The organism is Pseudomonas sp. BNK-30, assembly GCF_047456185.1.
Lineage (GTDB): Bacteria > Pseudomonadota > Gammaproteobacteria > Pseudomonadales > Pseudomonadaceae > Aquipseudomonas > Aquipseudomonas putida_E.
Genome location: NZ_CP179904.1, coordinates 594147 through 606143, shown reverse-complemented (window position 1 = coordinate 606143; position 11997 = coordinate 594147). Strand labels below are relative to the sequence as shown.

Annotated in this window: 17 protein-coding genes; 6 read left to right on the top strand and 11 right to left on the bottom strand. The window is 60.7% G+C overall.

Going from position 1 to position 11997, the window contains the following annotated elements; genetic code table 11:
- Positions 1-116: 116 nt before the first annotated feature.
- From ACMGGN_RS02820 to tsaA, 3 genes are read left to right on the top strand one after another with little or no spacing between them, the layout of a single operon-like run.
- On the top strand, positions 117-827 hold the full coding sequence (locus ACMGGN_RS02820) for an rRNA pseudouridine synthase (RefSeq protein WP_046787964.1): 711 nt from the start codon (positions 117-119) through the stop codon (positions 825-827).
- Between the two features lie 47 nt (positions 828-874).
- Positions 875-1336: a DUF1456 family protein gene (locus tag ACMGGN_RS02815; RefSeq protein WP_115274053.1), complete on the top strand. Its 462-nt coding sequence runs from the start codon at positions 875-877 to the stop codon at positions 1334-1336.
- A gap of 6 nt (positions 1337-1342) precedes the next feature.
- The gene (tsaA, locus tag ACMGGN_RS02810; RefSeq protein ID WP_046787962.1) at positions 1343-2038 is read left to right on the top strand and encodes a tRNA (N6-threonylcarbamoyladenosine(37)-N6)-methyltransferase TrmO; all 696 of its coding nucleotides are present in this window, start codon (positions 1343-1345) and stop codon (positions 2036-2038) included.
- Positions 2039-2284: 246 nt separating this feature from the next.
- Here tsaA and fpr read toward each other — a convergent pair whose 3' ends face one another.
- Positions 2285-3064: a ferredoxin-NADP reductase gene (fpr, locus tag ACMGGN_RS02805; protein ID WP_012315841.1), complete on the bottom strand. Its 780-nt coding sequence runs from the start codon at positions 3062-3064 to the stop codon at positions 2285-2287.
- 117 nt (positions 3065-3181) lie between these two features.
- On the opposite strand from fpr, the gene finR reads away from it, so the two are divergent.
- Positions 3182-4108, top strand: a complete 927-nt coding sequence (finR, locus tag ACMGGN_RS02800) for a LysR family transcriptional regulator FinR (RefSeq protein WP_046787961.1) — start codon at positions 3182-3184, stop codon at positions 4106-4108.
- On the opposite strand, the gene ACMGGN_RS02795 is transcribed toward finR, so the two are convergent.
- From ACMGGN_RS02795 to ACMGGN_RS02780, 4 genes are all read right to left on the bottom strand, one after another.
- Positions 4105-4467, bottom strand: a complete 363-nt coding sequence (locus ACMGGN_RS02795; protein WP_046787960.1) for a diacylglycerol kinase — start codon at positions 4465-4467, stop codon at positions 4105-4107. The genes finR and ACMGGN_RS02795 overlap by 4 nt on opposite strands.
- 73 nt (positions 4468-4540) lie before the next feature.
- Entirely contained in the window at positions 4541-5191 is a 651-nt protein-coding gene (gene erdR / locus ACMGGN_RS02790; RefSeq protein ID WP_012315844.1) for a response regulator transcription factor ErdR, read from the bottom strand.
- Positions 5192-5369: 178 nt separating this feature from the next.
- Positions 5370-6080 (bottom strand): tRNA-uridine aminocarboxypropyltransferase, encoded by a 711-nt coding sequence (locus ACMGGN_RS02785; RefSeq protein WP_414156447.1) that lies wholly within the window; start codon positions 6078-6080, stop codon positions 5370-5372.
- Between the two features lie 81 nt (positions 6081-6161).
- Positions 6162-6305 (bottom strand): hypothetical protein, encoded by a 144-nt coding sequence (locus ACMGGN_RS02780; RefSeq protein ID WP_158621143.1) that lies wholly within the window; start codon positions 6303-6305, stop codon positions 6162-6164.
- Here ACMGGN_RS02780 and ACMGGN_RS02775 point away from each other — a divergent pair.
- Entirely contained in the window at positions 6304-6723 is a 420-nt protein-coding gene (locus ACMGGN_RS02775) for a quorum-sensing-regulated virulence factor family protein (protein ID WP_414156446.1), read from the top strand. The genes ACMGGN_RS02780 and ACMGGN_RS02775 overlap by 2 nt on opposite strands.
- Here the strand turns inward: ACMGGN_RS02775 and ACMGGN_RS02770 are convergent, their stop codons facing one another.
- The gene (locus tag ACMGGN_RS02770; RefSeq protein WP_046787958.1) at positions 6724-6927 is read right to left on the bottom strand and encodes a hypothetical protein; all 204 of its coding nucleotides are present in this window, start codon (positions 6925-6927) and stop codon (positions 6724-6726) included.
- Between the two features lie 302 nt (positions 6928-7229).
- On the opposite strand from ACMGGN_RS02770, the gene ACMGGN_RS02765 reads away from it, so the two are divergent.
- Entirely contained in the window at positions 7230-8348 is a 1119-nt protein-coding gene (locus ACMGGN_RS02765) for an LOG family protein (protein ID WP_115274051.1), read from the top strand.
- 25 nt (positions 8349-8373) lie between these two features.
- On the opposite strand, the gene recX is transcribed toward ACMGGN_RS02765, so the two are convergent.
- The 5 genes from recX to ACMGGN_RS02740 all read right to left on the bottom strand — a co-directional run bounded on the left by recX (position 8374) and on the right by ACMGGN_RS02740 (position 11906).
- Positions 8374-8844, bottom strand: coding sequence for a recombination regulator RecX (gene recX, locus ACMGGN_RS02760; RefSeq protein WP_046788328.1), 471 nt, complete (start codon positions 8842-8844; stop codon positions 8374-8376).
- Between the two features lie 17 nt (positions 8845-8861).
- Complete coding sequence (gene recA, locus ACMGGN_RS02755; protein WP_046788327.1) at positions 8862-9929, bottom strand: recombinase RecA; 1068 nt, start codon at positions 9927-9929, stop codon at positions 8862-8864.
- A 103-nt stretch (positions 9930-10032) separates the two neighbouring features.
- A complete protein-coding gene (locus ACMGGN_RS02750) occupies positions 10033-10515 on the bottom strand; it encodes a CinA family protein (protein WP_012315851.1) in 483 nt (160 codons plus the stop codon).
- A gap of 106 nt (positions 10516-10621) precedes the next feature.
- Complete coding sequence (locus tag ACMGGN_RS02745) at positions 10622-10957, bottom strand: phage holin family protein (protein ID WP_115274050.1); 336 nt, start codon at positions 10955-10957, stop codon at positions 10622-10624.
- A 202-nt stretch (positions 10958-11159) separates the two neighbouring features.
- Complete coding sequence (locus tag ACMGGN_RS02740; protein WP_046788325.1) at positions 11160-11906, bottom strand: S24 family peptidase; 747 nt, start codon at positions 11904-11906, stop codon at positions 11160-11162.
- Positions 11907-11997 lie beyond the last annotated feature (91 nt).

Below are 11997 nucleotides of genomic sequence, written 5' to 3'. Positions count from 1 at the left end.
TGTCGCAGGATGCCGTGCAATACTTCCGAAATGGTGCATTCGGCACAGATTCCCGTCATCAACCGCAAATGGGCAGGTACAATGTAAGACTTTCCCTGCCTTGCGAATTGCCTGCCATGTCCGAACCCGTCCGCCTGTCCAAACGCCTCATCGAGCAGCTCGGCTGCTCACGCCGAGAGGCAGAGCTGTATATCGAAGGAGGCTGGGTCACGGTCGATGGCGTTGTAGTCGAGCAGCCTCAGTTCAAGGTCGAACACCAGGCTGTCGAGCTGTTGCCGGGCGCCAATGCCGAGGCGCTTGACCCGGTTACCCTGCTGCTCAACCAGCCTGCGGGTGTCGATATCGATACGGCCCGCGCCAGCATGAACATGGCCAGCCTCAGCGAAGCACATCGCGAAGGCGTGCGGCCGCTGCACGGGCACTTCACCCGGCTGACCTGTTCGGCGCCCCTGGAGCGCGGTGCCAGTGGCCTGCAGGTGTTCACCCAGGATTGGAAGGTTACCCGCAAGATCGAGGCCGACCTGCGTCGCCTGGAACAGGAATACATCATTGAAGTGCGCGGCGAGACCACGCCACAGGCGCTGGAGCGCCTGGCGCGCGGCGCGACGCGCAATGATCGGGAACTGCCCAAGGCCAAGGCCAGCTGGCAAAACGAGACCCACCTGCGCCTGGCCCTGAAGAACCCACAACCCGGGCAGATCTCCGAGATCTGCGCCTACCTGCGCCTGGAAATACTCAGTATGCGCCGTATTCGCCTGGGCGGTGTATCCATGGGCAAGCTGCCTGTGGGCAACTGGCGTTACCTGGCCGGCACTGAACGTTTCTAAGCGATGCGCCACGCCCAGGCGTGGCATCTGAACAGGATTTTGCAGCAATGAACCACAACGATGTACTGCGCAGCCTGCGCTACATGCTCAAGGTGAACGACGCCAAGATGGCCGAGATCATCGCGCTCTCGGGCCTGGAGGTTAATCCGGTGGTGCTCGCCACCTACCTGAAGAAAGAGGACGAGCCCGGTTTTGTGCGCTGCCCCGAGCGGGTCATGGCGCACTTTCTCGACGGTCTGGTCTTCCACCGCCGCGGCAAGGACGATAGCCGTCCGCCACAGCCTGTAGAGCTGCCGGTGACCAACAACACCATCCTCAAGAAGCTGCGCGTAGCCTTTGAGCTCAAGGAAGACGACCTGCATGTGATCCTCAAGTCGGTCAACTTCCCGGTTTCCAAGCCCGAACTCAGCGCGCTGTTCCGCAAGGTGGGCCATGAGAACTATCGGCCTTGCGGCGACCAGTTGCTGCGCAACTTCCTCAAGGGCCTGACCCTGCGCGTGCGCGGCTGACTCGCCATGCAACATACGGTTTCGCCTGTCGGCATCGTGCGCTCCTGTTTCAAGGAGAAGTTCGCAATCCCGCGGCAGCCACAGCTGGCGCCGGCTGCACGCGGGGTACTTGAGTTGCTGCCGCCGTTCGACCAAGGCGAGGCCGTGGCGGGCCTGGAGCAGGTCAGCCATGTGTGGCTGTTGTTCCTGTTCCATCAGGCCCTGGAAGACAAGCCACGCCTTAAAGTGCGCCCACCACGCTTGGGCGGCAACAAAAGCATGGGCGTGTTCGCTACGCGAGCGACCCATCGGCCCAATGGCATCGGCCAGTCGGTGGTACGCCTGGAGGCTGTGGAGCCGGGTCGGCTGCTGCTGTCCGGCATCGATCTGCTCGATGGCACGCCGGTGCTGGATATCAAGCCGTATGTTCCCTATGCCGACAGCATCGCCGGGGCGAGCAACCTGATGGCCAGCGATGCGCCTGCCGCGATTGCCGTGCACTGGGGCGATAGCGCCCTGCCCCAGGCCCGCGAACACGCCCTGCGCCTGGGCGAACCACTGGTGGAGCTTATCGAACAGTGCCTGGCACAGGACCCACGACCGGCCTATCAGGTGCCGCCGCCAGAGCGGGTGTATGGGGTGAAGTTCTGGGATGTGCAGGTCAGGTGGCACTACCCGCAGCCGGATGTAATTCGCGTGCTTGAGGTCGTGCCGGAAAACTGAAAGCACTGGCAACCTCAGTCGCACAGGCATAAAAAACGCAGGCCTTACCTTAATGCCAGTCAGTTAGCGTTGTCAGGGCTGCTACGCAGCACATCGCCGGCAAGCCGGCTCCTACCGGGACCGCACAGTTCTTGAGGTCTGCGCTGTACCTGTGGGAGCCGGCTTGCCGGCGATGGGCCGCAAAGCGGCCCCAAAACGCTTAACTGACTGGCATCAGGCCAAGCCTGCGCCTTCATTGCCGGTCGATTACTTCTCGACGAAAGCACGCTCGATCAGGTAGTCACCCGGCTCACGCATGCGCGGGGAGATCTTCAGGCCGAAGCTGTCGAGAACTTCGCTGGTCTCGTCGAGCATGCTCGGGCTACCACAGATCATGGCGCGGTCGTCCTGCGGGTTGATCGGTGGCAGGCCGATATCGCTGAACAGCTTGCCGCTGCGCATCAGGTCAGTCAGGCGGCCCTGGTTTTCGAACGGCTCGCGGGTAACGGTCGGGTAGTAGATCAGCTTGTCACGCACCGCCTCACCAAAGAACTCGTTCTGTGGCAGGTGTTCGGTGATGAACTCGCGATAGGCCACTTCGTTCACGTAGCGCACACCGTGCACCAGGATCACTTTCTCGAAGCGCTCGTAGGTTTCCGGGTCCTGAATGACGCTCATGAACGGCGCCAGGCCAGTGCCGGTGCTCAGCAGGTACAGGTGCTTGCCCGGGTTCAGGTCGTCGAGGACCAGCGTACCGGTAGGCTTCTTGCTGATGATGATCTCGTCGCCTTCCTTCAGGTGCTGCAGCTGGGAGGTCAGCGGGCCGTCAGGCACCTTGATGCTGAAGAATTCCAGGTGCTCTTCCCAGTTGGGCGAAGCGATGGAGTAGGCGCGCATGAGCGGACGGCCGCTGTCCTGCTGCAGGCCGATCATCACGAACTGACCGTTCTCGAAGCGCAGGCCCGGGTCGCGGGTGCACTTGAAGCTGAACAGGGTGTCGTTCCAGTGATGCACACTGAGGACACGTTCGTGGTTCATGTTGCTCATCGATGGGGCTCCTGAAGAAAACGCAGCGCGCACAGCGCACAGTTGCGCGATAGTTTAGGGGCAGCGACAATATCTGTTAACTGAATTATCAAGATATGTGTTATCGGTTATATAGATATGCGATTCACACTTCGTCAGCTACAGGTATTCGTCGCCGTGGCCCAGCATCAGAGCGTCTCTCGAGCCGCCAGTGTGCTGGCCCTGTCGCAGTCGGCTGCCAGCACGTCCATCACTGAACTGGAGCGGCAATCGAGCTGCCAGTTGTTCGACCGTGCAGGTAAACGCCTGGCCCTCAACGCCTTGGGGCATCAGCTGCTGCCGCAAGCGGTTGCGCTGCTCGACCAGGCCAAGGAGATCGAAGACCTGCTCAACGGCAAGTCCGGTTTTGGCTCACTGGCAGTCGGCGCCACACTGACCATTGGCAACTACCTGGCCACCTTGCTGATCGGTAGCTTCATGCAGGTACACCCGGAAAGCCAGGTCAAGCTGCACGTGCAGAACACAGCCCATATCGTGCACCAGGTTGCACAATACGAAATTGATCTGGGTCTGATCGAAGGCGACTGCAACCATCCGGACCTGGAGGTACAGCCTTGGGTTGAGGACGAACTGGTAGTGTTCTGCGCGCCGCAACACCCGCTGGCCAAGGTGGGCCGCGCAGATATCGAAAGCCTGTCCCAGGAAGCCTGGATTCTTCGCGAGCAAGGCTCCGGCACCCGCCTGACATTCGATCAGGCCATGCGGCATCATCGCGCCAACCTGAACATACGCCTGGAGCTGGAGCATACCGAAGCGATCAAGCGTGCCGTGGAATCAGGCCTGGGTATTGGCTGCATATCGCGCCTGGCCCTGCGCGATGCCTTCCGGCGTGGCAGCCTGGTGCCGGTCGAAACCCCGGAGCTGGACCTGATGCGCCAGTTCTACTTCATCTGGCACAAACAAAAATACCAGACCTCGGCCATGCGCGAGTTTCTCGAGTTGTGCCGCAACTTCACCGCAGGGTTTACGCGCAGTGACGAGATCGTCTTGCCACCGATCGCTTAGAGCAGGATAACGCCCCAGACCAACGCCACCATGGTCAGTGCTACGAATTGCGCAGCACTGCCCATGTCTTTGGCGTTTTTCGAAAGCGGATGACGCTCCAGCGAAATGCGGTCGATGGCCGCCTCCACCGCCGAGTTGAACAGTTCGACGATCAGCCCGAGCAGGCACACGGCGATCATGATGGCCCGCTCGGCGCGGCTTACCGGCAGCCAAAAGGCAATCGGGATGAGCAGCACATTGAGCAGTACCAGTTGACGGAAAGCAGCCTCGCCCTTGAAGGCGGCGCGCAGGCCGTCCAGCGAATAGCCGGCGGCGTTGAAGATACGTTTGAGGCCGGTCTGGCCTTTGAATGGCGACATGTGCGTCACTTCACCGATGAAAGGCCAGCAGACTAGTTCAAAATGAGTCAAAAAAGCGTGAAGCGGCAAGCATTTAGCTGCTCGCAACGGATTCAAGTTGTTGCAGCAACAAGGCCGCCTGGGTCCGAGTGCGCACACCCAGCTTGCGGAAAATGGCCGTCACATGGGCCTTGATGGTCGCTTCCGACACATTCAGCTCATAGGCGATCTGTTTGTTCAGCAAGCCTTCACAGACCATGGTCAACACGCGAAACTGCTGTGGCGTGAGGCTGGCCAGGCCTTCGCTGGCGGCTTTGGCCTCGGCCGAGACATCGACCCTTTCAAATGCCTGAGGCGGCCACCAGACGTCGCCATCGAGCACCTTCCTCACTGCATCCTGAATCACTTCCAGCCCACTGGACTTTGGAATGAAACCACTGGCCCCAAACTCGCGGGACTTGACTACAACGGCAGCCTCTTCCTGGGCCGAGACCATCACCACCGGGATCTGAGGGTACTGGCCACGCAGCAGGACCAGCCCGGAGAAACCATAGGCGCCCGGCATGTTCAGGTCCAGCAGGACCAGGTCCCAGTCGGCTTTTTCGCTCAGCCGGCTTTCCAGCTCGGCGATGCTCGCCACCTCGACCAGGCGCACATCCGCGCCCAGGCCGAGGGTGACGGCCTGGCGCAGAGCGCTACGAAACAGCGGGTGGTCATCGGCAATCAGGATTTCGTACATGGCCATCGATCTAAGGATCCTGTTCTGTGCCAGGCGCAGCGGCGGAGGAATAGCGCCCGGCGGGGAATCGGCGCCAAGGTGCCGAGCACGGCCGGGCAGGTCAAACCACTCGCCCTGCCGCCTCGCTTCATCCTGGCCGCCAGCCCCGTCATTATGAACCAAAGTGGGGCTTGTGCCCCTTGGACTATAGGAAGGTATGCAAACGCTGGTGGGTAGCGTCCTGCTCGTCCAGAGGCAGGCGACGCTTGCCACTGAGGTAGTGCAGGCTGAACACATCCAGATACGCATCCAGGGCTTGGGAGGCTTGGTCGTCACCCGCAAGGTCCAGGCACATGGCAGCAACTTCCGCAGTGCAGAAATGATCATCGCGCTTGGAGCGGCGCAGGCGATAGCGCGACAACTGCTCAGCTTGCAGGCTCAGCACCGGGAAACGGTCAAGATAAGGGCTCTTGCGGAACATCTTGCGGGCTTCGGTCCAGGTGGCATCCAGCAGGATGAACAGCGGGCGTTTGCCCGGCTCACGCACGACCTCGCTGACCACCCGCTCCTGGGCGACGAATTCGCCAGGGAAGACGATGTACGGCTGCCACTGTGGGTCTGCCAGCAAGGTCAACAAGCGTTCGTCCACCGACGTTCGCAACCAGCCGAAGGCAGAGGTATCTTCGATGAGGTCGGCGATCAGCCAGCCGGTGTTGGTCGGCTTCAATGGCTCGGTATCATGCATCAACAGGCATACCCCAGAGTCGGCGTGCACCTTTGGCTTCCAGGCACACAGGCAATGGGTGGCGATAACCCGACAGTCAGGGCAGCGTTCGGCACGTGAACCACGAGCAATGAACGGCTTGATGCTGCGGGCCAGCCGTTCGGCGCGCAGGCGCGCTACCGCATGGCTCATGCTGGCAAGCCTCGGGACAGGTTGTGACTGGACACTGCGATAACTCGATGAAAACAAAGCGCCAGTCTACCAGAGCGGGCGTCATTTGCCGTGCAGCTGGACCGGCTGGTCCTTTATAATCAGCGTTTTGGTGGCCGCGAGCCTGCCCGCGATTCTGCGGGTTTCATGGAACACCAGCCGTCTGCGCATGTCGAAGCGCCAGTCACCGAACCAGGAGAGATTCATGCTGCGTCTTATCGTCCCGACCCTGAGCCTGTTGCTCACCCTGCCACTGGCAGCCCAGGCGGCCTCCAAGCAGGAGTTCGAGCTGAACAAGATGCTGGAAAAGGTCGCCAAGGAAAGCAGCGTCGGCACCCCGCGAGCCATCAACGAAGATATCCTCGACCAGGGTTATACCGTTGAAGGCAAGGCACTGGTGAACCACCTGAGCGTGCGCGCCGAGCAAGCCGCACGCATGCAGCAAAACGCAGAGCAGGTGCGCAGCCAGCTAGGTGACAGCGTCTGCCGGAACAGCGGTTACCGCAACCTGATGTCAAAAGGCGCCGTGATGGTCTATCGCTTCACCGTCTACAAGACCAATCAACCGGTCATGGACCAGGCCTTTGACGCTGCCAGCTGCACTGCCGGAAACAAGAAGAAGTAATCAACTGACCCGCTCATCCTCCGCGCGCCGCGGCTCTTCCTCGGCGCGCATCTCTGCCAGAAGCGCCTGCAGGTAAGGTGACTGGCATTCCAACGCAGCCAACCGCCGCAGGCACTCCGCCTCCAGGCTCACATGATGAACCTGTGCCGCATGTTCCAGCTGCTGATAGAGCTGCCGGTCTACCTCGATGACCAAGCGATGCATACCGCCACCTCCTGCATCGACACGTTTCGCTTCTCCAGTTAACCAAACCCTTGCCATCAATGGCCGCGTACCGACGAGTGGCCTTGGTGATAGTGCCTGCATGAAGTGGCGCGAGGGTCTAGATTGATAGCGAAGCGCACAAAAACGACAAGATGAATTACGCACCTGCATCAGGGCCTTGAAGGCCTACTGCAATGCTCGGGACGCACACTCGAGCCAGAGCAGCCAGCGACGCACGTAGTGTCGCGGCCGAGCCCAGCCATCAGCTCGGTCAGAGGTTTTGCTGCAGAAGGAGACGTTGAATGCCTTACCAACCCAATGAGTATCTGTTCAATCACTTCAGGGACAGTGGTATCGACCTGAGTAAACTCGATGAACAACTGCAACTGGTCGCACCGGACAGCCCCAACCTGCCACTGTACCGCGACATGATGCTGACCATCTTGCGCATGGCCCACGACGACACCGATCGCTGGAGTGCCAAGATCACCTTGCAGGCCCTTCGCGAGCTGGACCACTCCTTCCGCAGCCTGCAACGCTACAAGGGCCGGCGCAAGGTCACTGTTTTCGGCTCGGCCCGCACACCGCTGGAACACCCGATGTATGCCTTGGCTCGCGAGCTGGGTGCCACACTGGCCCGCTCCGACCTCATGGTCATTACCGGCGCAGGCGGCGGCATCATGGCCGCAGCGCACGAAGGCGCGGGTAGCGATCATAGCCTGGGCTTCAACATCACCCTTCCTTTCGAACAGCACGCCAACCCGACAGTGGATGGCACTGACAAGCTGCTGCCCTTCCACTTTTTCTTCATTCGCAAGCTGTTCTTCGTCAAGGAAGCCGACGCCCTGGTCCTTTGCCCGGGAGGTTTCGGCACGCTCGATGAGGCACTGGAAGTACTGACGCTGATTCAGACTGGCAAGAGCCCACTGGTGCCGGTGGTCCTGCTGGACTCACCAGGTGGCAGCTTTTGGCGTGACTGCCTGGACTTCATCAGCAGGCAACTGGAAGAAAACCGCTACATCCTGCCCAGTGACCTCAAGCTGGTGCGCCTGGTACACAGTGCCGACGAGGCAGTGGAGGAAATCAACCAGTTCTACAGCAACTACCACTCCAGCCGCTGGCTGAAGAACCAGTTTGTGATCCGCATGCACCATCGGCTCAGCGACGCGGCACTGCATGAGATTCAGGAAGCCTTTGCCGATTTACGACTGAGCGGGAAGTACCATCAACATGCCGACAGTGGCGTAGAGCATGAAGTAGGCAACTACAACCATCTGACCCGCCTGACCTTTGCCTTCAATGGGCGTAATCAAGGGCGTCTGCGTGAGCTGGTGGATTTCATCAACCTGTCGGAGAACTGGGCAAAGCCACAGCCGATGCATACCACGCAGCGGGCGCGGGAGGCGTTGAAGGTCAGCTGAGTGCGCCTGCGATGTAGCTGTTAGATCAGTAGTCGTCCAAGTCTCGGCCGCTGAGCAGGCGGCCGATCATGTCCAAGGGAAACCCACGGTAAGCGAGAAACCGGGTTTGCTGGGCACGGCTGCGGGGGTCATGCGGACGTAGCCCGGCATATTTGCGCTGCCAGGCATCCTGTAGCCGCTCTGCCCAGTTCACACCACAGTCACGCAGTGCCTGGTCAATATCGCCTCGGTTCAGGCCACGCTGGCCCAGCTCCTCGCGAATACGCGCTGGGCCATAGCCGGCATTGGAACGGTACCTGATGAAGCTTTCAAGGTAGCGGGCCTCACTGAGCAGCCCTTCTTCGGCGAGCCGGTCGAGAGCGGGCTCAATCAGCTCATCCGTAGCGCCGCGCTGGCGCAGTTTGCGCGTCAGCTCGACGCGACCATGCTCGCGGCGCGCAAGCAGGTCCATGGCTGTCCGCCGAACGGCGACGGGGGTGTCGAGTACGACGGACATGATCGGCCAAGCAGCTATCAATAACCGGCGTCGGCGTCAGCCACGTCGTCGGCTTTGGCATCGGCTGCAGCAGCCTTGCCCGCTTCGGCAACAACACCCGCCTTGAGCAGCTTCTCGCGAATCTGCTTCTCGATCTCGGCACCAATGGCCGGGTTTTCTTGCAGGTACTTGGCTGCGTTAGCCTTGCCTTGGCCGATCTTGTTGCCCTGGTAGGCGTACCAGGCACCCGACTTCTCGACCAACCCTTGAGCAACGCCCAGGTCAATGATTTCGCCGTTACGGTAGATACCCTTACCGTAAAGAATCTGGAACTCAGCCTGACGGAACGGCGGCGAGACCTTGTTCTTGACGATTTTGACGCGGGTTTCGCTGCCGACGACTTCGTCGCCTTCCTTGACTGCACCAGTACGACGGATGTCCAGGCGCACCGAGGCGTAGAACTTCAGGGCGTTACCACCGGTGGTGGTTTCCGGGCTGCCGAACATCACACCGATCTTCATACGGATCTGGTTGATGAAGATGACCAGGCAGTTGGCGTTCTTGATGTTACCGGTGATCTTGCGCAGCGCCTGGGACATCAGACGGGCCTGGAGGCCAACGTGCATGTCACCCATCTCGCCTTCGATTTCTGCCTTGGGCACCAGGGCGGCCACGGAGTCGACGATGATTACGTCAACGGCGTTGGAACGCACCAGCATGTCGGTGATTTCCAGCGCCTGCTCGCCGGTATCCGGCTGCGAAACCAGCAGGTCGTCGACGTTGACGCCCAGTTTGCCGGCGTACTCTGGGTCGAGAGCGTGCTCGGCGTCGACGAAGGCGCAGGTGGCGCCGCTTTTCTGGGCTTCGGCGATGACCGACAGGGTCAGTGTGGTTTTACCCGAAGACTCCGGGCCATAGATCTCGACGATACGGCCTTTTGGCAGGCCGCCGATGCCCAGAGCGATGTCCAGGCCCAGGGAGCCGGTAGAAATGGCCGGAATGCCGGTGCGCTCGTGATCGCCCATGCGCATGACCGCGCCTTTGCCGAATTGGCGTTCGATCTGACCCAGGGCCGCAGCCAAGGCGCGCTTCTTGTTGTCGTCCATTGAAATCCTCACGTGTTCGACTTGGCCCTGATGGCCGGAATACCTGTATAAGTAGCCAGTATTATTCCACAGGGAAGCGTTTGAGCAAACCCCTGTCGTCGATTTACTCGGCACCAAGCTGTAACAAGCCGTCTAACGCGGCGATCACCGTCTGTCGGCGCACTGCTTCACGGTCGCCGTCGAAGTGGCGACGCTCACTGCTCACGTGACTGCCATCGGCCCATGCCAGCCACACGGTACCGACCGGTTTGGCCGGCGAGCCACCGTCGGGCCCGGCCACGCCACTGACTGCCACGGCAAAACGCGCACCGCTGGCCGCCTGGGCGCCGCGAACCATGGCTTCGACCACTTCCTGGCTGACTGCACCGACTTGGGCGAACAACGGTTCTGGGACCCCAAGCTGGCGAGTCTTCTGGGCGTTGGAGTAGGTGACATAGCCTGCCTCGAACCAGGCGGAGCTGCCAGGTACGCGGGTGATGGCTTCGGCGATGCCGCCGCCGGTGCAAGATTCGGCGGTGGTGACCTGGGCGCTGAAGCGGCGCAGGTGTTCGCCCAGCCGGGCGGAGAGAACGGTGATCGGGTCCATGGGCAACTCCTGGAAGAGGCTGAGCGACACCCTAGCATTTGAGGGGGCTGATCGGGACAGGCATTGTTCTACCCATGCTCAAACCTTCGCACGCACATCCTCCTGGTCATTCATCGCTCGAGGCGGTGCCACGCAAGCCCAGCCGCCTGATCGCCCAGCACTCATAAAGGCGCATGGCTACATCGGCCCCACCTACCGCAGTCAGGCAACCAAATGCGCTGGCCGCCCAGATCGACAGGCCGCTGGCATACAGCAACATCACCGTCGAAACTCCGCAGACGATACAGGCGCCGGAGCGCAGCGCCAGCCGTCGCAGCAGCGACCAACCGGTGGCGCCCGCCTTGTCGGCCCGCCACATTTCGCCGCTGAGGCCGCCCAGCGATGCCAGGACGATTACCAGCCAGAGCGGCATCTCCAGTAACACTTGTTGCTCGTTCGTCACTGTCCTGTCTCCTGTGTAACAAAGGCTCAGTCCGCCTCGAGATACAAGCTATGCGTTAACGCATATCCAGTCAATGCATTTATTCATTTAACTGTAGGCATGACTTTGCTGATACGCATGAGTGCTTTTGCTCATCAGGCTGTAGGGCTTTTCTCCAGACGAAAAAAAACCGCCGAAGCGGGTTTTCTTGAAAAAGGCCTGGTCAGCGGGCGTACATGCCCCACCAGAACACATGCCCGAGCAAGCTGATCTGCTCCTCCTGCAACTGCTGAAAGCTGTAGTCTTCATCAGGGTGTTCGTCGCGATTGAAGCTGCGCAGGCGAATACCGGTGGGCAGCCGATACACCTGCTTCACGCGCAATTGACCATTGTGGTTGATGGCGTAGAGATCACCATCGATGATGTCACCGATCGAACACTTGCCGGTGTTGACCCCGACCGTCGCCCCGTCGCGCAGTACCGGCAGCATGCTGTTACCGCGCACGGTCACGCATTTGGCCTGGTCGAACTGCACGCCGTTATGGCGCAGGCTGCGCTTGCCAAAGCGCAGGCGGGCACGCTCGCTTTCCTCGATGACGAACCTTCCTGATCCTGCTGCCAATTCGACCTCACGAAGAAAGGGTACTGACACCTCGTCGTCCTCGACGGGCGTTTCATCGTCCCACAGGCTGATGTCGCTGAGGTCCGCATGGCCGCGGGCCGGCAATGCGGCTTCGCGTGAGGCGCCAAGCTCGGCGCGGCCGCGCAGCTGTTCGGTGTTGACGCCGAAATAGTCGGCAATTTTCGACACGTGCCTATCCGATGGATCGACGATCTTCTCGCTGAGGATCCGCGACAGGGTGGATTGAGGCACGCCCGTGCGCCGGTGCAGCTCTGTGGGGGACAGGCCGTGGCGGGCGAGCAACTCTCTGAGTACGGTGGCTACATTGCGTTTTTGCATAGCATGCATAATGCAGCGCCGCCACAGGAAATGCAATTCATGCAGCCGGGGCGCGAGGGCACTTGCCCGCCGCCTGCATCTCGGCCAAAAAGCCTGTACC

Excerpts from the sequence above, each read along its gene's own strand:
- recX (WP_046788328.1), bottom strand. The coding sequence starts at position 8,844 with ATGTCCGTCGTACTCGACACCCCCGTCGCCGTTCGGCGGACAGCCATG.
- ACMGGN_RS02765 (WP_115274051.1), top strand. The coding sequence starts at position 7,230 with ATGCCTTACCAACCCAATGAGTATCTGTTCAATCACTTCAGGGACAGT.
- ACMGGN_RS02795 (WP_046787960.1), bottom strand. The coding sequence starts at position 4,467 with ATGTCGCCATTCAAAGGCCAGACCGGCCTCAAACGTATCTTCAACGCC.
- ACMGGN_RS02770 (WP_046787958.1), bottom strand. The coding sequence starts at position 6,927 with ATGCATCGCTTGGTCATCGAGGTAGACCGGCAGCTCTATCAGCAGCTG.
- ACMGGN_RS02750 (WP_012315851.1), bottom strand. The coding sequence starts at position 10,515 with ATGGACCCGATCACCGTTCTCTCCGCCCGGCTGGGCGAACACCTGCGC.
- erdR (WP_012315844.1), bottom strand. The coding sequence starts at position 5,191 with ATGGCCATGTACGAAATCCTGATTGCCGATGACCACCCGCTGTTTCGT.
- ACMGGN_RS02740 (WP_046788325.1), bottom strand. The coding sequence starts at position 11,906 with ATGCATGCTATGCAAAAACGCAATGTAGCCACCGTACTCAGAGAGTTG.
- ACMGGN_RS02785 (WP_414156447.1), bottom strand. The coding sequence starts at position 6,080 with ATGAGCCATGCGGTAGCGCGCCTGCGCGCCGAACGGCTGGCCCGCAGC.
- recA (WP_046788327.1), bottom strand. The coding sequence starts at position 9,929 with ATGGACGACAACAAGAAGCGCGCCTTGGCTGCGGCCCTGGGTCAGATC.
- ACMGGN_RS02815 (WP_115274053.1), top strand. The coding sequence starts at position 875 with ATGAACCACAACGATGTACTGCGCAGCCTGCGCTACATGCTCAAGGTG.
- tsaA (WP_046787962.1), top strand. The coding sequence starts at position 1,343 with ATGCAACATACGGTTTCGCCTGTCGGCATCGTGCGCTCCTGTTTCAAG.
- fpr (WP_012315841.1), bottom strand. The coding sequence starts at position 3,064 with ATGAGCAACATGAACCACGAACGTGTCCTCAGTGTGCATCACTGGAAC.
- ACMGGN_RS02820 (WP_046787964.1), top strand. The coding sequence starts at position 117 with ATGTCCGAACCCGTCCGCCTGTCCAAACGCCTCATCGAGCAGCTCGGC.
- ACMGGN_RS02780 (WP_158621143.1), bottom strand. The coding sequence starts at position 6,305 with ATGAATCTCTCCTGGTTCGGTGACTGGCGCTTCGACATGCGCAGACGG.
- ACMGGN_RS02775 (WP_414156446.1), top strand. The coding sequence starts at position 6,304 with ATGCTGCGTCTTATCGTCCCGACCCTGAGCCTGTTGCTCACCCTGCCA.
- finR (WP_046787961.1), top strand. The coding sequence starts at position 3,182 with ATGCGATTCACACTTCGTCAGCTACAGGTATTCGTCGCCGTGGCCCAG.